Source organism: Pseudomonas endophytica, from assembly GCF_001411475.1.
Lineage (GTDB): Bacteria > Pseudomonadota > Gammaproteobacteria > Pseudomonadales > Pseudomonadaceae > Aquipseudomonas > Aquipseudomonas endophytica.
Map to the genome: position 1 here is coordinate 101,864 of NZ_LLWH01000001.1, position 21,806 is coordinate 123,669.

General features: G+C 54.2%; 16 protein-coding genes. 6 read left to right on the top strand and 10 right to left on the bottom strand.

What is annotated here, in order from left to right:
* Window positions 1-34: 34 nt before the first annotated feature.
* Entirely contained in the window at window positions 35-931 is an 897-nt protein-coding gene (locus AQS70_RS00450) for a LysR family transcriptional regulator (RefSeq protein WP_055100982.1), read from the bottom strand.
* Window positions 932-1,035: 104 nt separating this feature from the next.
* On the opposite strand from AQS70_RS00450, the gene AQS70_RS00455 reads away from it, so the two are divergent.
* The 5 genes from AQS70_RS00455 to AQS70_RS00475 all read left to right on the top strand — a co-directional run bounded on the left by AQS70_RS00455 (window position 1,036) and on the right by AQS70_RS00475 (window position 6,327).
* Window positions 1,036-1,635, top strand: coding sequence for a short chain dehydrogenase (locus AQS70_RS00455; protein ID WP_055100983.1), 600 nt, complete (start codon window positions 1,036-1,038; stop codon window positions 1,633-1,635).
* Window positions 1,636-1,812: 177 nt separating this feature from the next.
* Window positions 1,813-2,484 carry a COG3650 family protein gene (locus AQS70_RS00460; protein ID WP_055100984.1) on the top strand — a complete coding sequence of 224 codons (672 nt, stop codon included), beginning with the start codon at window positions 1,813-1,815 and terminating at the stop codon, window positions 2,482-2,484.
* A gap of 118 nt (window positions 2,485-2,602) precedes the next feature.
* Entirely contained in the window at window positions 2,603-4,213 is a 1,611-nt protein-coding gene (locus AQS70_RS00465; RefSeq protein WP_055100985.1) for an NAD(P)/FAD-dependent oxidoreductase, read from the top strand.
* A 248-nt stretch (window positions 4,214-4,461) separates the two neighbouring features.
* Entirely contained in the window at window positions 4,462-5,643 is a 1,182-nt protein-coding gene (gene nhaA, locus AQS70_RS00470; RefSeq protein ID WP_055100986.1) for a Na+/H+ antiporter NhaA, read from the top strand.
* Between the two features lie 84 nt (window positions 5,644-5,727).
* Window positions 5,728-6,327, top strand: a complete 600-nt coding sequence (locus AQS70_RS00475) for a hypothetical protein (RefSeq protein WP_082427999.1) — start codon at window positions 5,728-5,730, stop codon at window positions 6,325-6,327.
* 78 nt (window positions 6,328-6,405) lie between these two features.
* On the opposite strand, the gene AQS70_RS00480 is transcribed toward AQS70_RS00475, so the two are convergent.
* From AQS70_RS00480 to dinG, 6 genes are all read right to left on the bottom strand, one after another.
* Window positions 6,406-6,870 carry an outer membrane lipoprotein gene (locus tag AQS70_RS00480; protein WP_055100987.1) on the bottom strand — a complete coding sequence of 155 codons (465 nt, stop codon included), beginning with the start codon at window positions 6,868-6,870 and terminating at the stop codon, window positions 6,406-6,408.
* A gap of 195 nt (window positions 6,871-7,065) precedes the next feature.
* Window positions 7,066-7,713 (bottom strand): pyridoxamine 5'-phosphate oxidase, encoded by a 648-nt coding sequence (gene pdxH / locus AQS70_RS00485; RefSeq protein ID WP_055100988.1) that lies wholly within the window; start codon window positions 7,711-7,713, stop codon window positions 7,066-7,068.
* Window positions 7,714-7,736: 23 nt separating this feature from the next.
* Window positions 7,737-8,849, bottom strand: a complete 1,113-nt coding sequence (locus AQS70_RS00490; protein ID WP_055100989.1) for an OmpA family protein — start codon at window positions 8,847-8,849, stop codon at window positions 7,737-7,739.
* Window positions 8,850-8,958: 109 nt separating this feature from the next.
* Window positions 8,959-10,104, bottom strand: coding sequence for a serine hydrolase domain-containing protein (locus AQS70_RS00495; RefSeq protein WP_055100990.1), 1,146 nt, complete (start codon window positions 10,102-10,104; stop codon window positions 8,959-8,961).
* Window positions 10,105-10,495: 391 nt separating this feature from the next.
* Window positions 10,496-12,847 carry a beta-galactosidase gene (locus AQS70_RS00500; RefSeq protein WP_055100991.1) on the bottom strand — a complete coding sequence of 784 codons (2,352 nt, stop codon included), beginning with the start codon at window positions 12,845-12,847 and terminating at the stop codon, window positions 10,496-10,498.
* A 97-nt stretch (window positions 12,848-12,944) separates the two neighbouring features.
* Window positions 12,945-15,089: an ATP-dependent DNA helicase DinG gene (gene dinG / locus AQS70_RS00505; protein WP_055100992.1), complete on the bottom strand. Its 2,145-nt coding sequence runs from the start codon at window positions 15,087-15,089 to the stop codon at window positions 12,945-12,947.
* A 98-nt stretch (window positions 15,090-15,187) separates the two neighbouring features.
* On the opposite strand from dinG, the gene AQS70_RS00510 reads away from it, so the two are divergent.
* Complete coding sequence (locus AQS70_RS00510; protein WP_055100993.1) at window positions 15,188-15,652, top strand: CopD family protein; 465 nt, start codon at window positions 15,188-15,190, stop codon at window positions 15,650-15,652.
* Between the two features lie 128 nt (window positions 15,653-15,780).
* Here AQS70_RS00510 and AQS70_RS00515 read toward each other — a convergent pair whose 3' ends face one another.
* The 3 genes from AQS70_RS00515 to AQS70_RS00525 all read right to left on the bottom strand — a co-directional run bounded on the left by AQS70_RS00515 (window position 15,781) and on the right by AQS70_RS00525 (window position 21,673).
* On the bottom strand, window positions 15,781-16,539 hold the full coding sequence (locus AQS70_RS00515) for a hypothetical protein (protein WP_055100994.1): 759 nt from the start codon (window positions 16,537-16,539) through the stop codon (window positions 15,781-15,783).
* The gene (locus AQS70_RS00520; protein ID WP_055100995.1) at window positions 16,532-16,810 is read right to left on the bottom strand and encodes a DUF1145 domain-containing protein; all 279 of its coding nucleotides are present in this window, start codon (window positions 16,808-16,810) and stop codon (window positions 16,532-16,534) included. The genes AQS70_RS00515 and AQS70_RS00520 overlap by 8 nt, the downstream gene beginning before the upstream one ends.
* 132 nt (window positions 16,811-16,942) lie before the next feature.
* On the bottom strand, window positions 16,943-21,673 hold the full coding sequence (locus tag AQS70_RS00525; RefSeq protein WP_055100996.1) for a dermonecrotic toxin domain-containing protein: 4,731 nt from the start codon (window positions 21,671-21,673) through the stop codon (window positions 16,943-16,945).
* Window positions 21,674-21,806: the final 133 nt, after the last annotated feature.

Genomic DNA, 21,806 nt, shown 5'->3' on the forward strand with positions numbered 1-21,806 from the left:
ACGGCCCTTCGGGGCCGTTTTTTGTGGGCGCAGGTCAAACGGCGCCACTGCGTTGAAACCACTGCACAAGATAGTCCGCCAGCACTTGGGTGCGCTTGGGCAAGCCGCCTTCATAAGGGTGTACCAAGTACATCGGGTGGCTGCGCGTCTGATATGCACCGAGTATCTGGCGCAAATGCCCGTCCGCCAATTCAGCATGGAGCATGTAAGACGGTAAGCGTGCGATCCCCGCGCCGATCACTGCTGCTTTTTTCAGCAGGCTGTAATGATTACTGGCAAAAGGCCCGGAAACCCGTACCCGATGCAATTCATGTTGCTGGTGATACTGCCATTCTTCACGGCCACTGTAGTGGCTGTTGAGTAGGCAGCGATGCTCTGCCAGTTGCACAGGGCTTGTCGGCTCGCCGAACTGCTCTAGGTACGCGGGGCTGGCGCAGGTCACTTCATGCCAGTTCAGCACCGACTTGGCCACTAACCGCTCATCACTGCTGACCTGCGAGCGAATGGCCAAATCAAACCCCTCTCGAGCCAAATCTCGGTAGCTGTTATTGAGCTCCAGCTCGATTTGTATCAAGGGGTAGTCGTGAGAAAACTCCAGCAGCAACGCGTCGAAAAAGGTTTCTCCTAACGACACAGGCACTGTCAGCCGTACCGGCCCAGCCATGTCGTCTTTAAGCCGTGCCAATGCCTGACGCGCCCGTTCCACTTGTACAACCAACGCCTGTGCTTGCGGCAGTAACGCCGCCCCCGCAGCCGTCAGGCTCAATCGTCGAGTGGTGCGATGCAGCAGGATCACTGAAAACCTGGCCTCCAACTGACTGATACGCTTGGACAACTGCCCTTTGCTACAACCCAACTGCTGGGCGGCCAAGGTAAAGCTACCCGCGTTAATCAACACCGCAAACGCCGCCAGGTCATCCATCTCACTCATGGATTGTTTCCATATGAAAACCAAAGGTTGCCTATTAGTGCGCTTATCGCATCCAAAAACCAATACTAGACTGAGCCCACACCTCTTAACGAAAGGGCTTTCTGATGAAGATTCTATTGATTGGCGCTAACGGCACTGTTGGTTCTGCTATTGATCGCGAGCTATCAGCGCGCCACGAGGTCGTGCGTATTGGACGAAACAGCGGCGACTTGCACGTCGACATCAGCGACAGTGCATCAATTCGTTCGCTGTTTGAACAAACCGGACGCTTCGACGCACTGATTTGCGCAGCAGGCAACGTCAAGTTCGTGCCGCTGAATGAGATGAACGAAAGCGACTTCGCCTTGGGTTTACAGGACAAGCTGATGGGTCAGGTCAACTTATTGCTGATCGGACGCGAGTACGCCAACGACGGCGCATCATTTACGTTCACCAGCGGGATCATCAACCGCGAGCCGATTCGCACCGGTAGCTCGGCAGCACTGGTCAATGCGGCAATTGACGGCTTTGTCCGAGCGGCGGCTATTGAACTGCCACGCGGGTTGCGGGTGAACTCCGTCAGCCCGACCGTGCTAAAGGAAGCCATGGACAAGTACGCGCCGTATTTTCGCGGGTTCAAACCTGTGGCAGCTGCGGATGTCGCGCTGGCTTTCGCCAAAAGCGTCGAAGGCTTACAAACCGGGCAAACCTATCAGGTGGGGTAACGTTGTCCAGATGCTGCGCTATAGCGCAGCAAACGGGCATGGCTGAAGTTAGATGCCTTTGAGGCGACCTGAAGATCGCAGCCTGAGTCAGCGCCTGCACTTAGCCGTGAAACCCCTCCCCCTTGTGATGCGCGCTGAGCCTAAGTAACGTGGCGGCATTAGTCAGGAGTCCGAAGAATGCGTGCTGCCCGTTCATTAGTTTTAGTCACTCTGTTACCCGTATTTGCAGGCTGCCAACTGTTAAGCAGCAAACCTGTTGATTCAACCGCCGGTCTAACACGCTTACAAGGTGAGTTGGTTTCAGACAGCGGTAAGCTGATTTTTCAACCGTGCGTCGGGCAACAGCGCTACGTCATCAGCGACAGCGCCACTACCACACTCGTGCAAGACGCAACGGACATGCCGAACACGCCAGGCAAGCTGTTCGCCGATATTCGCGGTCGCTTCGTCAGCGCCAAAAGCGCCGATGCAGAGGGCGAAGTCACTGTGCAGCAACTGTATCGCCTCGAACGCAACAGTACTGCCTGTAAAGATCCAAACTTCAAACTTCAAACCGTTCACGCCAGCGGCAATGGCCCTGCGTGGGAAGTACAGGCCGGGGGCAAAGGCTTAATCTTAGAGCGTGAAGGCCAGCCGAATCTGGCGTTGCCTTACGTTGAAGAACAAGCGGGTGATGGGCGCTTCTCTCTGTCCACTGAAGCCAATAATCAACGCATTGAACTATGGGTCGCGCCGCAACGTTGCACCGACAGCGCCAATGGCAGCGTGCAACATCTGGTGGCTGAGCTTCGGGTTAACGGTCAAGTTCAACGCGGTTGTGGCTATTTCGGTGGCGCACGCAACGACTAATCGACAACTGTCACGAGAGTTTGCCGTTTTAGCCTGCCCCCAGTGAAGGAAGCCGCTTATAATCCCCGGTTCGCATAAGGCTGCCGGGGTTTACCTGGCCCCGAAACTGGACTCAGTCATGTTACGAATCACCGAACTCAAGTTGCCAATCGACCATCCCGAAGAAGACCTGCGCACTGCCATCGTGCAGCGTTTGGGCATCGCCACTGATGATCTGCTCGATTTCACCTTGTTTAAGCGCAGCTACGATGCGCGCAAAAAAACCTCTGAATTGTGCTTTATCTACACCATCGACTTAGAGGTGCGAGATGAAGCCGCGCTGCTGCATAAATTCGTCGAGGACCGTAACGTCAATCCGGCTCCGGATGTCAGTTACAAGGTGGTTGGGCAAGCCCCACAAGAGTTGAGTGAGCGCCCGATTGTAGTAGGCTTTGGCCCCTGCGGGATTTTCGCCGGTCTGCTGCTGGCACAAATGGGCTTCAAGCCGATCATCCTGGAGCGCGGCACTGAGGTGCGTCAGCGCACCAAAGATACTTGGGGCCTATGGCGTAAAAATGTCCTGAACCCTGAGTCCAACGTACAGTTTGGCGAGGGCGGCGCAGGCACGTTCTCCGACGGTAAGCTTTACAGCCAAATCAAAGATCCGAAGCACCACGGCCGCAAAGTGCTGCATGAGTTTGTCAAAGCCGGCGCTCCCGAAGAGATCCTATACGTTAGCAAGCCGCATATCGGTACGTTCCGCTTGACCGGCGTCGTTGAAAACATGCGCCAGCAAATTATTGCGCTGGGTGGCGAAGTGCGCTTTCAACAGCGCGTCACTGACGTGGTGATTGAAGACGGGCAATTGACCGGCGTCGTGCTGGCTGATGGCGAGCAACTGAAGGCCCGCCACGTGATCATGGCGCTGGGCCACAGCGCCCGCGACACCTTCCGCATGCTGCATGAGCGCGGCGTGTACATGGAAGCTAAGCCATTCTCGGTCGGCTTTCGCATCGAGCATCCACAGTCGTTGATCGACAGCGCGCGCTTGGGCAAATACGCCGGTCACCCGAAACTGGGCGCTGCCGACTACAAGCTGGTGCACCACGCTAAAAACGGTCGCTCGGTGTACAGCTTCTGCATGTGCCCTGGCGGTACTGTTGTGGCCGCAACCAGCGAGCCTGGCCGCGTAGTCACCAACGGTATGAGCCAATACTCGCGTAACGAACGTAATGCCAACTCCGGGATTGTGGTCGGCATCACTCCAGAAGACTACCCGGGCGGACCTTTGGCCGGTATCGAGTTGCAAGAACGCCTCGAAGCTCACGCCTATGTGCTAGGTGGCAGTAACTATGAAGCGCCCGCGCAGTTAGTAGGTGATTTCATTGCAGGTAAGCCGTCAACAACACTAGGCAGCGTCGAGCCGTCCTACAAGCCGGGGATTTCTCTGGGTGATTTGGCGCTTGCCCTGCCCGCCTATGCCATTGAAGCCATCCGCGAAGCATTGCCAGCGTTCGAAAAACAGATTCGCGGTTTCTCGATGCACGACGCAGTACTGACCGGGATCGAAACCCGCACCTCGTCACCGCTGCGCATCACCCGTGACGCGTCCATGCAAAGCCTTAATGTCAAAGGCCTGTTCCCGGCAGGTGAAGGCGCTGGCTATGCCGGAGGTATCATGTCCGCCGGTGTTGACGGCATCCGCATCGCCGAAGCTGTGGCACGTGACATCCTCGGTATCGAGGCGTAACCCGCCTCTAAACGCTAATAAAGTGCCTCGCCTTCTGTTGAAGATCGCGAGGCAACCTCACTCAAACACGACCTTTCCTACGTCTTATGTAGCTAATTTCAGACTTAATTAGTTACAGAGCTGACAGCCTCGAAGACGCCGTGGGATCGAGCCATTACTTATAACGAAAAAGAATATAGTTTTTGTTTTAACAACTATCCGCACAGGTTAGGGTGTCTCACCTAATCCCTACTCGTTGGAGAGCCACCTTGCTTCTGCGTAGCACTTTCACTCGTTTCTTTCAGATGGAAGCTGCCAGCGGTCTGCTTTTAATTGCAGCTGCAGCTCTGGCGTTGATCATCAACAACTCACCGCTTTCTCACTACTACACGGCATTTCTGGATGTGCCGGTAGCTGTGCAGATCGGCGCCCTGCAAATCGCTAAACCTTCACTACTGTGGATCAACGACGGCCTAATGGCCTTGTTCTTTCTGCTGATTGGGCTGGAAGTTAAACGCGAATTGCTTGATGGCCACCTCTCTAAACCCTCACAAGTTGTTCTACCGGGTGCGGCAGCTATCGGCGGGATGGTGGTTCCAGCGCTCATCTATTGGTTTCTCAACAAAGACTACCCCGACGCGCTCGATGGCTGGGCAATCCCGATGGCCACCGACATTGCCTTTGCACTCGGCGTGCTGGCTTTGCTCGGTAAGCGTGTACCGGTTTCGCTCAAACTGTTCCTAATGACGTTGGCGATCATCGACGATTTGGGCGCCATTATCGTTATTGCGGTGTTCTACTCCAGTGAGTTGTCGGGTGTTTCGTTGCTGCTAGCAGCGGCGTGCTTGATCGCGTTGATCGTGATGAACCGAATGGGCGTGATCAAGATTGCACCTTATATGATCATCGGCCTGATCCTCTGGGTCTGTGTACTTAAAAGCGGTGTGCATGCGACATTGGCCGGCGTGACGTTAGCGTTTTGTATCCCGCTGCGGACCAAAAACTCCGAGCCTTCGCCGTTGCTGACCATTGAACATGCTCTGCACCCTTGGGTCGCCTATGGGATTCTGCCGCTGTTTGCCTTTGCCAACGCGGGCGTTTCGCTCACAGGTGTCAACCTGCACAGCTTTACCCATCACGTACCGATGGGTATTGCTGCAGGTTTGCTGATAGGCAAAACCGTGGGCGTGTTTGGTCTAACCTGGATCGCTATCAAAACGGGGCTAGCAGCATTGCCTGCAGGCGCAAACTGGGGCCAGGTATTTGGTGTAGCTATTCTCTGCGGTATCGGCTTCACCATGAGCCTGTTCGTCGGCTCCTTGGCGTTTGTACCTGGCAGCAGTGATTACGTGGGTATGGACCGCATGGGGATCTTGACCGGTTCAATCTTGGCAGCCCTGATTGGCTATGCCGTTACAGCCTTCTTCAGTCGTAAACAGGGCGTCGCGTAACTCAACTCAAACCCGGATGTTGATAGGGGCAACTCGGGACACCGAGGTTGCCCCTTTCTCAGCTTAGTCGACCAAGAGGGATATGTGGACGTGAAACTTCAGATTGTCCAATACGCGGGCATTAGCGTGATGTTTCCGGCAGCGTTGGTTATCGCTGCATGGCTATGGGCTGCTGCATCTAAAAAAATCGCCTTATTGTGGTTAGGTATTCTGTTGTCCGCTTACTTCATCGTGGGCGTAACCAAAATCCTGTTCAAAGGGTGGGGGATTGGCTTGCACGGCTTGGACATAGCGGTGTTCAGCGGTCACGCAACCAATGCCAGTTTGGTATTCACCGTAATGCTGAGCCTGTTGTGCCAACAGATTCATCCGCGCTTGCGTTGGCCAGCGTTTGGAGTCGGGGTGTTACTCACTTGGTGGTTAAGCATCGACTACATCGGCCTCACCATTCACCCGCTGCCAGAGGCCATTGCGGGCGCTCTGGTCGGGACTGTCGCTGCTTGGGTGTTCTTGATGATGCTGAGCCATTACAACGTTGGCAAAATACCCCGCCCGGCACTGGTGATGGGATTGGCTGCGGTGCTGGTGTGCAGTTTAAGCCCTAAATACTCGGCTGAAAGACTCCTGGATCGCATTGCAATATCGCTGTCAGGTGCAGAACAAGCCTTCAAGCGCTCTTCATAATTCTGCTCGTGCCCAGCCCATAAAAAAACCCCGATCAGTTAACACTGATCGGGGTTTTGTTTGAGCACTGACCTACGTTTATTGGGTCACACGGCTCGTGCCATTTACCGTCATGATGCGTACGCGCTCGCCGGTACGGAACACTTGGTTTGGCTCAACCTGCTGCACATAAGCACGGGTGCTGCCATCGTCTTCACGAACTGTGATTTCTACACCTTGAGTCTTGGTCAAACCAGACTCAGCAGCCGAACCCAACAGGCCACCGGCAACTGCGCCGATAACTGCCGTGACGATGCTGCCACGACCGCCGCCGATGGCGCTGCCGCCGACACCGCCGACCACAGCACCTGTAGCGGCGCCGATTGGGGTCTTGGTGCCTTCAATTTGTACAGGGCGCAAAGCAACGATAGTGCCGGTACGTACGGTTTGAACTTGACGTGCCTCATCCCGCGAGTAGCTGTCACCGGTCAAGCTTGAGGCGCAGCCGCTCAGCAAAATTGTCATGCTCGAAAAAGCTGCAACTAACAGTACGCTCTTACTCATAGGTTCTACTCCAAAAGATCAGGGATTCATTAAACGCTGCAACCGCGGAGCTGTCACCGCACAGTGCAGATAAAGTGATCTTTATTCAGCGCCTGTACAGACATGTTGTGACGACAGTCCTCTTAAAAAACTTGAAACAAGAGTAGCGCGTAATAGCCGATTTGCCTCGCACGCCACCGCTGTTTATTACGATGCTCAGGGGGCTAGGCGCTCACGGATCCACTCAGCGCCTTCACGGCGATAATTGAGTCGATCATGTAAGCGACTCGGTCGCCCCTGCCAAAACTCAATGCGCTGTGGCAGCAAACGATAACCGCCCCAATGCTCTGGGCAGTGCGGCTGAGTGTCGCTGAAACGCGCCTCAGTGGCCTGAAGCAATGCTGTCAGCTCTTCTCGGTCGGCAATCACCTGGCTCTGCGGCGAAGCCCATGCCCCAATCCGACTGCCCAAAGGACGAATCTGATAGTAAGCGTCAGACTCTGCAGAGGTCACTTTAACCACTTGGCCTTCGATACGTACCTGTCGCTCTAGGGTTGGCCAAAAAAAAGTCATGGCGGCAAAAGGACGCTCTGCCAATTGCTGACCCTTGGCGCTGGTGTAATTGGTGAAAAAGGTAAAACCTTGCTCATCCAGCCCTTTGAGAAGCAGCACCCGGCAATGTGGACGCCCTTGGGCATCCACCGTCGCGAGGGTCATGGCATTGGCCTCAACCGGCGGTTGCTCGGTCTTGACCGCATCATTGAACCACTGATGAAACAGGGCGAAGGGCTCGTCCGGGGCTTGCGCCTCGGCTAGCCCATCACGGGTGTAATCGCGGCGCATATCGGCCAGCGCTTGGGTCATGGGGCTATCCTTCCCGGAACCAATCAGTTCTTCTTCTGATCGTTAGCAGCCACTTTTTTGTCGGCAGCGGCTTTGGCCGCTACCGGTTTTTTTGCGGCTGCAGGCTTAGCCGCCTTTTTAGCCGGCGCGACTTTCTTGGCGTTGGCGGCCTTTTTGCTCGTAGACGCAGAGCCCGTTTTTGCGAGTGTCGAAGGCGCGACAGCCGGTTGTGCAGCAACGAGCTCTTCTGGGCTCAGTACCGGCTGGCTGTATTTGCTGACCAGCGCCAACATGGTCGCTTGCGGAGTCATCATGATTTCTACACGGCGGTTTAATGCACGGCCTTCATTACTGTCGTTAGCCGCACGCGGCATGACAGAGCCCATGCCGCGCAACGTCAGACGGTTGCCTTGCAAACCGCTCATGCGAAAAATCGCCGCTACTGATTTAGCACGGTCCAGGCTCAAACGAGTATTGGCTGCCATAGCGCCAGTCGAATCAGCATGCCCTAGCACCAACACCGCGGTTTTAGGGTCACCCTCTACCACTTTAGCCACACGGGAAAATGGCCCGAGCATGGCGGGCATCAGCAAATCCGGGCGCGTAGGTTTAAAAGCACTGTCTGCTGAGGCCACGATCACGATCAAGTTCTCGCGGCGCTCCAACTGCAGATTAGAACCTTTGATTGCAACCCGTAGGCGCGGCTCGTATTCGTCTAGCCAAGCTTGGGTGATTTTCGGGTCTGGCATCGCAATGACGCCAATAGGCGCAGGTTGAGCCGCTTTGGAACCACCAAATGGCCACCACCACTTACTTGAGGTGCTTGCACCAGGCTCCGGGTCAGCCCTAGCAATAATGGGTTCTTTTTTTGCCGGGGCCTCTTTCTTGGCCGAGTCAGAACCAAAAGGCCACCAACTAAAGCTGCTTTCTGTGGTGTTAGCCGTTGGCGCGGCGGCGGTTTTATCTACCGGAGCCGACTTCGCGACGTCTTTGGGCTTGGAGGCGGCACTGACCGTTTTGTCTCCAACCGAAGCAGTTTGATCAGACGACCCGAACTGCCACCATTTGTGACCGCCTTCGGCGTCATTCTGTGGAGTTTGTGCACAACCAGTAATAGCTAGGCAAAGCGCCAGAGCGAGGGTCTTATTAGATGACATTGAATATCCACACAATGAATTAAAAGTAAAAAGGCACTAGGCCTCTATAAAAAACGTATTAAAGAAATAAAAGCTATCGCGTTCCGACCTACGGTTTACAAATACCGGGCTATAAACACTGCGCTACTACTTTCGCCAACTTTTGCGCACGTGGATCCATCAATACGTAAGGCCCTAGTGTATTAGTCACAAATCCAAAAGCAACATCGCGCTCCGGATCTGCAAAACCCACTGAGCCCCCTGCTCCGGGATGACCAAAAGCCTTGGGACCCAGCCCAAATGTAGCGTTGGACACCTCGGGTTGATCCAGCATGCAGCCCAGCCCAAGGCGTGTGCGCGTGAGTAAGGTTTTATCTTCTCCCAGGCTGTGCTCACGGGTTAGCTGTTCAAGCATTTCGGCTTCAAGCAAGCTGCCATCTAACAAACCGCTGTAAAAACCCGCCAAACTTCGAGCATTACCATGTCCATTCGCCGCGGGCTGTTCCATACGACGCCATTCCGGCTTATTAGTGCTAGTCATGATAGACGCAGGATTGTTAAAAGCCCGGGTGGTCATTGAGTCTGGTTCACTCATCATGACTTTCATAACCCGCTGTACAGCGGCATCGCCCATGTTGCCTTTACTTCGTGCTACATGCGCGACCCGATAGAACTCTTCATCGGCTAACCCAATATGAAAGTCCAGGCCTAAAGGGTTTGCGGTACGTGCCACGATTGACTGGCCAGCACTACGGCCATCAGCCCGGCGAATTAACTCGCCCAGCAACCAGCCATAAGTAATTGCCGCATAACCATGGCCCTCGCCCGGTGTCCACCACGGAGCTTGTGCAGCCAATGCATCCACCATGGTTTGCCACTCATACAACGCAGCAGCTGGCATAGGTTCACGCAGCGCCGGCAATCCAGCTCGATGGCTCAGCAATTGGCGAAGGGTAATCGACTCTTTACCGGCCGCAGCAAACTCAGGCCAATAACGCGCGACGGGCACATCCAAGGCGAGCTTGCCTTCCTCGACCAGTTGCAACGCCGTGACTGCAGTGAAGGTTTTGGTGCAGGAAAACAGATTAACAAGGGTGTCTGTATGCCAAGCATGTTCACGGTCTTTGTCGGCTGAACCCGCCCAGACATCCACCACTGTTTCGCCAGCAATCTGAATGCACAATGCTGCGCCGCGCTCTTGCGGATCATTAAATAGATCAGCAAACGCCTCACGCACTGCCTCGAATTTAAGGTCATGAAAGCCTTGAATCTGCACCCCTACCTCCTGGATTAAGCATGGCTCTTCAAGGCGTGCATTGTTCCAGCCCCAGTAAGAATTTGAAACAGAGCGAGCCACTCAGAATGCATATTTTTTGGGCATTTTCGAGTGGCGGTGCAAGGTATCAATGTTGAAATGGATTTTTTGTGAAAACGTAGCGGATGATCCGCTTCGCCAAGCCGCGGCAGGTCAACACACTTCCTGTAGGAGCTGCCGAAGGCTGCGATCTATTGATCCATTAAATGCAAAAGATCGCAGCCTGCGGCAGCTCCTACGTAAGCAAAAGCAGCGCTGCGTGGGGCCGAAAGCAAGCCTAACCGCAGCACTAGCTATGTAGCCAACACACTTCCTGCGGCAACTGCTTCGCGACAGAGCGGCGTATCAGGCTTTAATGCCCTTTACCCGAGTGACCACCGGGATGGCCCGCGCCAGCGCGTCCGGCATTTCCGTCCTGAGGTGTGTGTACGGGCGCTTTGAGCGATTGTTCGGCATCCACTTGTGCCTTCGCCGCCTCTTGCCCCAGTTGATCCATGGCTTGCAGATTGGTCTTGCGTACGCTGTCAACAAAACCGGTAAACGGCAGGTCGGTAATGCCGACCATGCCGAAATGACCGTTTTCACCGTCAAGCAAACGCCCGGTCACTGGCTGGTCTAAATACTGGAACCAGTGAACCCCAACAATTGAAGGCTCCGCCAGCGCCTGCTTAATAAACTTGGCATAAGCCGGGCCGCGCGCCTCTTCGTTGGCCACCTCGGTGACGCCTCCCCAGAACGGGCCGCGGTCGCGAGAGCCAAAGTTGAATTCGGTGATCATTACCGGCTTGTCCAACTCCCGCAGTTTGGCGAAGTCATAGCCGTCCTGTGGTTGCAGGGTGTAGAAGTTGAAACTCAGCACGTCGCAATACTGCGCGCACGAGGCCACAGCTTCTGGGGTGCTAACAGCAAAGCGTCCACCTAACAGCAAATGATTTGGCGCATGCCATTTCAGAGAGTCAGAGAGGGTCTTGAAGTAGGTATCCGCGAATACTTTTTGAAAATACGTGTAGTCCGCTTCAATTTCCGGGTGCTCTGCATCCGGTAGCGGCCCCTCAAAGCCCGGATCTTCCATCAGCTCCCAAGCAGGAATATCAACACCCCACGCCTTAGACAGTCCCTGCTGATTCCGGTACTTATCGCGCAATTGTTTAAGAAAAGCCCGCTTGGCAGGGGCATCTGTGGTCATGAGCAAGGTGCCCAAAGCGAGTGCATAGCGTGACTGCGGGTCATCGCCTGGTCCGGCCCAAGCCAGTTCGTTATCGGCAAAATAGCCAATGAGCCATGGATCATCGCGATGATCGCGGGCTGCTATCGCTACAGCACGCTCTGTGGCCATAGCAAAGCGCGGATCAAACGGGTCAGGCATACCGCCCCACCAATCAGCTCCCGTGCTGATGCTGTTGTAATCCCCCACAATCGACAACGGCAAGGTATAAGGCACACGGTCGTTAAGACCCAGCACCGGATCGCTCCAGTTGCCAATGGTGTTAAAACCCCACGCTTGCAGCCGGTCTAGCGCATGGGTTTGCCAGCGTTTGGCATCAAATACCTCAGGCGCACAAGGCATCACAGGCTCGGCACCGGGCTCGGTTTTCCCGGTTAAACACGGTTCACCGTAGAGGCGTTGTAAGTTGGCGGTATAGAAGTTGTACCAGCGGCCCGTGTTATAGCCACGTCCTTGGGAAGCGCCGTTATCGTTGTCGTGCTCCGAGGTCCCGTAATAGCTGGCCAATGGGGCTTGCGGCTTAGGCAGATCAGCGAACATCCACTCTCGTCCCGTGACATAGGTTTGACTGTCATCAGCGGTCACGGCATTAAGGCCCAGCGAGTAAAACGGATGCCCTTCGGGTGTCACCAGATACCAGCGCCCCTTTCGTTTCTCTGTGCGGAAAAAGCCCGAAGCGTCAAACGCTGCGCCTTTGAGCACCCCACCGTACTGATCTAGCCCGGTACGTGCTGCCAGCCAACCTTTGAGCTGTTGCTGCTCTTTGGCCGCGGCGGCTTTGAGTTGCTCGTCGCTAGACACGCGCTCCGGCCACTTGGCTCGGGTGGACTGCCCGTATCCGTCGACAATAGAGCCATAAACAGTCTGGATGACGCCCGTGCCGTCTTGCACACCAAAGCGCTCTAGCAAAATGCTTTGCGCCGCATTAGGTTGTGGGATCGACAACGTCACCGAGACCACTTGGCTGCGATCAATTTCCCCATGGCTGCTGGCCAGCAAACTGCGCTGTCCATCAATAGTCATTGGCATCGGCGGGCCTGCGCGCATGCCTTGACTGCGGGGAGTATTCGCCTGCAGCGGTAGCAGCAGAGTTTGCGCAGGGCCTGTGGGCAGATCAACACGGCTGGAGAGGGTTTTCCCGTCTTTACTCTGCACCGTGACGTCGAGCGTGAGCGCCCAGTTCATGGCATTTTGAATACGCAGAGTCATCATTCCCGATTGCGACCAATCCCACACACCGGTTTGCGGGGTCAGGCTCAAACTGGGGGCGGTGGCAGGGTTAAATGTCACACGGCGCAGCACTTCGCCGTCCGCCGTTTGCTCGGCATTGTATTGCGGCAAGTTCGCATCAACAGTCGCCACTTGCACTACGTCGGCCGGGCGAACGAAATTGAACAGGGTTTGTTGACCTGCAGGCGCGGCTAACAGCGCAGGTGTAAACAGCAATGCAAAAGCAGCAGACAGCGAACGGCGAATCATATGAATCTGGTTCTCCCTAACGGCCAAGAAAGGCCTGTGAGGCTCTAAAAATCACAGCATAGACGACAGCAAAGCCGGCAACTGTACCGGCCTGCACTTATGAAATTTCGCGACGGAAAGGTGGCAACGCATTAAGGATCGCTTTGCCATAGCGCTGGGTCACCAGCCGCCGATCAAGCAAGGTGATGGTGCCGCGATCCTGTTCGGTTCGCAGTAAGCGCCCGCACGCCTGCACCAGCTTGAGCGAAGCGTCGGGTACTGAAATCTCCATGAAGGGATTGCCACCGCGAGCTTCGATCCACTCTGCCAACGCGGCTTCGACAGGGTCATCAGGCACTGAGAACGGGATTTTAGCGATGACCACGTGTTCACAGTAAGCACCGGGCAAATCCACCCCTTCAGCAAAACTGGCAAGACCGAACAGCACACTGGAATCGCCGCCATCAACTCGCGCTTTGTGCTTATTAAGGGTTTCTTGTTTGGACAAGTTGCCTTGGATAAACACCTGTTTGCGCCAATCGCGCTCCAGACCGTCGAATACATCCTGCATTTGCTTGCGCGATGAAAACAGCACCAACGTGCCTCGTGAGCCGTCAACCAACCCCGGCAAGTCACGAATGATCGCCGCGGTATGGGCCGTTGCATCTCGCGGATCAGCCTTCAGGTCGGGCACCCGCAAGACGCCAGCATCAGCATGATGGAACGGGCTCGGGACAACTGCCGTAACCGCCGTTTTCGGCAGACCGGCACGCATGCGAAAACGATCAAAGGTGCCCAGTGCGGTCAACGTGGCCGACGTTACCAATGCCCCATACGCGACGTTCCATAAGTTACGGCGCAACATCTCGGCCGCCAGAATCGGGCTGGCATTGACCTCAATATCGAACAACGAACCACTTTCAGCCAACGTCAGCCAGCGCGCCATGGGCGGGTTGTCTTCCGGGTCTTCAATGGTAAATGCCGTCCACAGCTCCCAGTTGCCTTGGGCACGCGAAAGCAGGCTGCCAAACAGTGGATACCACTCCTCGGCCTGCTGGCTGGAGATACCAATATTGACCTCACCCTCCATACCGTCCTTGAGCAGATCGGTCAGGCGGGTGAAAAGATCCGTCAGGCGCGAAAAGCCCTTCTTCAGTTCAACACCCATCTCACGTAGGTGGTCAGGGATCAGCCCGCCGACAAAGCGATGACGCGGGCGCTCACGGCCTTCAGGCTCTTCGCCGACCTTGAAGTCGGCAATTTGCTCACAGGCGCTGAACATAAATTGCTGCTGGGCCTTGATCTCTTTTGTTAGTTCCGGCACTTGCTCCAGTAAGCGTCCCAAGTCGCCCGGCAAAGGGTGCTGAGCGAGCAGCTTGGTTAGGTTTTTGCCGGTTTGCTCCAGCCAATCAGCCGTCGAGCGCAAACGGGTGTAATGGGCAAAGTGGCCGATGGCCTTGTCTGGCAGGTGATGGCCTTCATCGAACACATACAGCGTGTCCTTCGGGTCTGGCAAAACGGCACCACCGCCTAATGCCAAGTCGGCCAGCACCATGTCATGGTTGGTGACAATCACATCAACCTTGCCCATCCCTTCGCGAGCCTTATAAAAGGCGCACTGCCCGAAGTTTGGGCAATGACGGCTGGTGCACTGGCTGTGATCGGTGGTCAGTCGGGCCCAGTCCTGGTCCTCCAGCGCTTGGGGCCAGCTGTCGCGGTCGCCGTCCCATTTATTGCCGGCCAGCTTTTCGATCATGCTGGTGAACAGTTTTTGACTGGCTTCGTCGACTTCGATCTTGAAACCCTCCTCCTCAAACAGCTGCGCCGTCGCAGTTTGCGCGTGGCCCTCTTGCAGCAGCATGTCGAGTTTGGACAGGCACATGTAGCGACCACGACCCTTGGCCAGTGCAAAGCTGAAGTTCAGCCCACTGTTGCGCATTAAGTCCGGGAGGTCTTTGTAGACAATCTGCTCTTGCAACGCGACGGTTGCCGTCGCGATAACCAAACGCTTGCCAGCCGCCTTAGCAGTTGGGATGGCCGCCATGCTGTAGGCCACGGTTTTACCCGTACCCGTTCCCGCCTCAACGGCAACCACTGCGGGATCGCCTGTGCGGTGGTTTTCCTCGTCGGTGTCGATATCGCCCAGCACCTTAGCGACTTCAGCGATCATCAAACGCTGGCCATAGCGTGGCTTAAGGCTTTTGGCTTCGAGAAAACGCGAATAAGCGCCCTGGATTTGGGATTTGAGTTCGGTACTAATCATGGTTCTTCGGGCGCAAGAAACGCTGGATAAATTTTCAGTGGTTCGAATGGCCGCTATCATACCCCGCTAATTGATCCTGCGCCGAACGGAGTACCCTAATGACCCCTTTTGCTGTTGCTTACAGCCTGCATTTGCTGGCAGCCCTGATCTGGGTGGGTGGAATGTTTTTCGCCTGGATGATCCTACGCCCCGCCGCAATGGCGGCTCTTGACGGGCCTGCCCGGTTAAAACTATGGGTAGAAGTCTTTCAACGTTTTTTTGGCTGGGTGTGGGTCGCGGTGGTTATTTTGCCGATCAGCGGTGTCGGTTTGCTGCAAATACGCTTCACTGGCTTTGAAACGGCGCCGCGTTATGTGCAGATCATGATGGGGTTGTACATCGTAATGGTGGCGCTGTTTATGCGCGTGCAGTCGCTGCAATTGCCTGAGTTGCGCAGGGCCGTTGAAGCGCAGCAATGGACTGAAGGTGCAGCGGTGATGGGGCGAGTTCGACGGTTGGTCGGGTGCAACTTGCTGATCGGGCTAGCAGTGGTCGCAATTGCCGGGGCACGGCCGATGCTTTAGAGGATCTTTTAGATCAAACATTCCACAACTGGCTTTATGCCTTGTCTGTAGAAGGGCACCCAGCAATCGGACGTAACCTTGCGCAACTCGGCAACGGCTACGAGGTTACGTTGACGACCTGCTAGTGATTACAAACGCTGAACCGACACCGCGCCCGCTGGCCCCGCTTCGCCCGGTTGCCCGCTTAGCCCTGGGCGACCCGATTTACCGCCATCGGTACGATAAACAACGCAGCCTTTGGACTTGCCCCCTGCACCTGCCCGTCCAGCCGCACCTGCTTTGCCCCCTGCACCGCCATCAACTAACACTTTTATCTGCTCATCTGCGAAGTCCCCCGGCAGTTCGACCCGAACCTGTGCGCCAGCAGCTCCCTGATGGCCATTGCCACCATCGCTTCCATTAGCGCCCGCTCCGGCCGCCCCCCACGTACAACCTGGCTCAGCACCATTACCGCCATCCAAGCCGGCATAACCCGGCGCCCCTGTGCCGCCACGGGCGTCGATGGACAATTGTGCGGCGCGTAGCGACTCGATTCTCAGGTTCAGATCACGCCCGGGGCTGGCTGGTCTTTCAAAGCTCCCCGGCGCGCCACGGGTACTGATTTGGCTGCCGTCCTCCAGCTCGGCATTCGCCACCCGCAGCTCAATGCTTCGCTCAGCGGGCACTATCACAATGCGTGACTCACGCCCTAGGTGCAGTTGGTCAATGTCGACTTGGCTTACGCTCGCAGGGATCAGTAGCGTGCCGTAATCCGCGACATTAAGGCGTTCGAGTTTTAAAACGGCCACATTGGCGGGTAATCGCATCATCGAATTGGCTTCGACCTGCACTACATCGGCCTGTGCGAAAGGGCTGCACAGAGCAGCCGCTATCCATAACTTACGCATGACTGTTGTCCTGTCCGGGAGATTTAGGGAGAGTTTGAATGTGCAGGATGCCGAGTAGAAGGATGTACAGACGGTCACGCCATGGAGATGGACGCCCTTGCAGACTGCGATTAAACAACAGCAACTCAAGCAAATGCGTCAAAAATAACAAACTACCTGCCAAACTAATCAGCAGATCAAATGGATTGATCATGGGTTTAACAATATTGATGGCAACGACAACCCAAAACAACAACGCCAGCCCCTTCCCCAACCCCCAAAGCACCTTCATGCAACAGCCCTTTCTCTATTTTTCTTTAAGCGAACCTTAACGGCTAGCGCGATAGATACGCCAGAGCCCTCTGCAAAAAATATCTCAAAACACATTTCATGCCCGCGAGGTCACAACCCGCCCGCAAGGTCATTACGTGGTTAATGGTAAGAACCACTGCTCAGCAATATTCTTGCCGATTTGGCTGCGATAGACCTCTACCACTTCATGCTGGCTTTTCGCCTTGTCCTTGAGCGACCAATAATCAGCCGTGCGTTGGCTCCAGAGTTTGAGATGCGCCACGTCGTAATCCGCTTTAGGCGTATTGGCTTCTTTGTAGTGGAAGTGAGCGCACCAGATTAAATTTCCGCCCCCATCCCTGATGGCATATTCATCAATGAAATCTCTTTTAAGCTTCTGGCGTGTGCGATTCAACGTGATGCTCACGAGTTGCTTTTCTAGCAGATATTGAAGCGTGCCATGAGTAGGTGGCAATTTCAGGCTAAGACGAACCCGCAAAGCTTGAGCGCTTGACCTCATCTCTAAGGCTCTGGCTCGCATGCCACCTACTAACTCCAAATCCTCCCTTTGCCGCCAAGCTTCGGCATCAGTCTTACTGGCCTCTTCGAGGTCAGAGGCGCTCTGACCCAAACGATCAGCCACATGCAATAAAACTTCCTCAGCCTCCTGAGGAAACCTAGCGCTATTGATAAGGCCCTCTGAACGCTTTAGATGAACATCTGCCATCCCGTAAAGCTTCAAAGCCTCTTTTTTAATCTCAGCAAGCACACGCTTTGGAGGCGTTGGCACCACAGGACGCGCAACAGACACTGCATTCCAGTTTTCACCCTCTTTAATATAGGTGGACAGTACTTCATTGTTTTGATCGTTACGTACTTCTACCGTTTGTTGCGTTGCGCCCTCCTGCACTGGTTTCAAGTCCCCAATCAATCGCCCCTTAGTGCGCGTCTTGAAAATGCGTTTGTGTGGGAGAGTGGATAATGGCTGCCGTTTCCTTTTGATTTTTTTACTCGACGCCTTAAGAGGCTCAAGCTCATTTGCCAGTTGTTGTTCAGCCTCTTTATAAACACCCTCCAACAAGTCAATCAGGGCTTGGAAGGCCTGAGCGTCGACTTCTTCCGCATTCACAACGCGAAAACTTAGAAGCCCATCTAGCACGTGACCATATTGTTCTACCAAACTGTTCAGAACATCTAGACGCTCAGAGGTCGTAAAATCCAGTTTATTGAGTTGATCGTGAGTTTGTATTTGCTCACGAAGTGGCATAACTAACTCACTCAATGCCACTTCCAGCGCCTCATTAAAAACGTTAAGGCTGACGCTTTCCAACGCTAACACTTGAAGTTGCTTGATATTTAAGGGGGTGAGCTGGCCACCCAGATGTTCTTGGCGTAAGCGCTCGGATTTTTCACTGCCTTCTGACCCCAGCCCGGCCAGTTCGTCGATGTATCTGTTGATCTTTTCAAGCCACTGTATGCTCTGTGAATTCAGCTCAATGGTGGCCTTCATAAACGCTCTGTATTGCACTACTTTTGCCGAGTACACATCCCGTTCAGTCACAGAGGACGCACCCTGGGTGAAGTCCATGTTCATCCATTTGGCATTTACGACCGGCCGCATTTTATCAAACTGCCTCATGCACAAATCGAGATAAATAACGATTGTGTCCATGTACCCTATCAGCACTGTATTCGACAGCCCAACGCCTAACGCTTGCCGCTCCTTATTACTGGCAATTAATGACTCCAGCCTTTCAATATCGGACATTACTTCCTTCAAGAATTTTTGGCGCTGATTCAGTACCTCACCCTCTGTTCTACGCGGATCACTTTCAAATACTTTGACTATTGTCTCTTCAAGTTTAATTTTTTTTATAACGTCGCCATGTTCTAGCACTGACTTCATTAATTCATCGCGTAACTCGGCCACTCGCCGTGCCTTACGTTCACGCAATGCTTGTATCTGTTTGCCAGGGGCACCACCACTCAACCTCAACCTCAGGTCTAACGACCAGTGGTTATGACCATCTAACTGCAAATGAGGCCCGCCTTCAATGCTCACTTCACCGGCTTCAATAAGTACAGGGTAAAGCGCATCGTCAAGCAAGGCATACCAAGACTCATTTACCCTATAGAGGCCGGCGCGAGCACCCGACGACTCCGGTAACGGCAAAGGAGTCGGCTTGGGTACTGCAAGCTGTGAAAGCTTTTGACGCAAACTCGGCGTAAGCCGATTGCTGGCATTGGCAAAACTGAAGTCCAGATCTTGACTGACTTTTTTTTGCCACTCCCCAGCCATAACCATCACCCCTTCTTTAACGACGGCGGGCGGGTGCGCAGGCCACTCCTTTGATATTCGCATGGCCATTGTGTTTCTACGCAGTTGTGACGCCCCTTTTGCGGGCCGAGTAGGCTGTAAAGGGGGAGGGCTCGAATTCAACTGAAATAGCACCATCGCCAGATTTTGCAGTAAATCAACCACTGCCAACTCGCGAACCACCGCGACATCACTGCCCAACGCCGGTATATCCCGGACTAGTGCTTCGACCAGCAACACAAACCAGGCTGTCAGCATCACTGGCCCTCGAAGATGGGGCAGCACAAAAATATTAAAAAAAAGGTTGGCCCCCTCAAGGAAAATGCTCCACCGACTTTCACGATTGGAGACAGTGTTGTGATCTGCCTGATGTATGAGCGTCAGCGCGTTGACTTGATACAGGTAAGGCAAGAGTTGACCGTTGCGCAGATGCTGAATCAAGTCATCACTCGCCCCATTGACGGCAAGCTTTACAGGTTCGATCTTTTCAAATGCAGTCACCGGAAAACTATCTTCACCGATGAAACGTATGTAGTGCGGCTCTTTGAAACCTCCATTGTCGTAAATAGTTCTTGCTGCGTCGGTTAACCAAGTCAACACACTGGTTTGCAGCTCACCAGGTTGCGCGATGGTATTTATCAAATCTTGTCGGGAGGCAAATTCGATCAAGGAATTGGCATACAAAGGCCGGTATAAAACATGCGGTCCAGCATCGGTATTCAGTGGTTCGATGATGAACATATTGCTCACGACGTCAGACTTGGCCTCGCTATTGCTGAGCAACGCCAATGCACGTATGACTATTTGCTGCCCGTCCGTAAAGCGCTCTTGGTGATCGGTCTGCAGAAGCGCTGCCACATAACGTACGCCCACGGGTGACATGCCGGACTCGCCTTTAAGGCTCAACTCCAGCGCTTGCAGAGGCAATTGCCACTTGAGTTGTTCAGAAAAACGCTTTTCGCGAACTGTTCGTGAAGGCAAGTCATCCAACAGATAAGCCTTCAATTTTTCAGGGTAGGTTTTGCCGATATCGACAGACTCGATCAACCCGTTGCTTTGAGTGATGTAACGCCCTGAAAACCACGTTGGTAACGATTGCCCTTGGCGATGCTCCACCTTTATAAGCTCTCCCCGAGGTTTACCGCAGAGGTTTTTAAGCGCTAATTCGGTCAGGGTCATTTTCACCAGCTCGACCACCCCCGTAGCATCGGTACTGCCCGGTAGAAATGTGCCCGCTACCAGCAAGAACGTCAGCTCTATATCGTCAGGCTCAAAGGTTGCAGATGCAGCAGCACTTGGTACTGGCTGCTCATAACGTTGCTGATCACGTTGGATCTGTTGTTTTAGCGAAGTCACGGTAAAGCTGTGAATGTCAGCAATGCCACTGAGGTAAGTCAGCCCTTGGGAGACCTTTTTCGCACGGGCTAACGCCAGACTCCAAGAGCGGTACTGCGCCTGATCCGCACGGGATGCTTTTGTCATCCAGTCAGGGAGCTTCAATTGCAGCCGACTCAGCGTGTCAGACGAGGCGAAGGGTGCTTTGAGAAACAACGCTGAAGAATCGGTAATCTTTGAACAGGTGGCCTTGAGCGTTTCTAGCCCGACAGCGCAGGGCAGCTTAAGCTTAGAAATATTGCTCATGTGCAAACTCAGTATTAGCCCCGCTTCTGCTTCGAATACATCCCCTTCTATCTCGTAGCACTGGGTCGTAATCGTATCGACTGCGTAAACTGAATCCGCACTTCTGGCCCTAGACTGTGTAGCAGCCTCTATTGAACTAAATGTTTGGATCGTCCCCTCTGGCAGACACAGCATCACCAGAGGCAGATGCATCTGGCCTTGTGGGTAACGGACTAACAAAAGATGGGGCTTGATCAGCCTCTCAGTAACCCCCGCGGTCGTCAGCGTGGACTCGATGTAATAGGTACGGGTCGCGTGATCCCCGTATAGCTCATACCTTTCTTCACTTTGCGGATAATCAAGTACTTGGCGTACTGATTCGAGCACAGGATCACTCAATGTGCTCGACTGCACGATTGTCATTGTTAGCGAGTCTTTCAGAACGTTGGCAAGCCATTTCCAGCGGCTGAGGCCATCCTCAATGCTCTCATTCCAAAATTGACTCAGCGCACTTTTGAACTCTATCGGCAGGCGCCAAGGCAACTCTTTCACAAGGGCTTCTATGAAGCGCATATCGACTTCATACCCCTCGGCAAGCTTGAGTCGATTACCCTCGTGATCAGCCAAAAAATGATAATTGTGAGGGCTGAGATGGCTGATCTCAAACGGAGCCTCCTCGACCAGATACGCCAACACACGATCAATAAACAGAGGCAAGCTCCACCCTCCGCCTTCGTGCGGGATTGCCAGTCGAGTGCTGGACAAGTCAATCGTTAGCGTGGGATAGCGTTCAAGAAGCGCAGCCATCAGTGTGGTTTGAATGAGTTCATCAATGCGCGGCCGGGTTGCAAAACGCGTATAAACCGCCTGCTGAATGGGTGAAGTTGGCGTTTGAGAGAGTGGGTTGAGAACCGTTAACGTGGACATGTAAATCCCTTTAATAGCTGAGTGGTCATAAGACCTTTCAGGTATTTGCGCACGCCATTAGCCGTTAAAGGCGGTATCCCGTTATCTCTTTTAGCGCTCCAGCTCGCACTGAAACATCAACAACCCTAGGCCG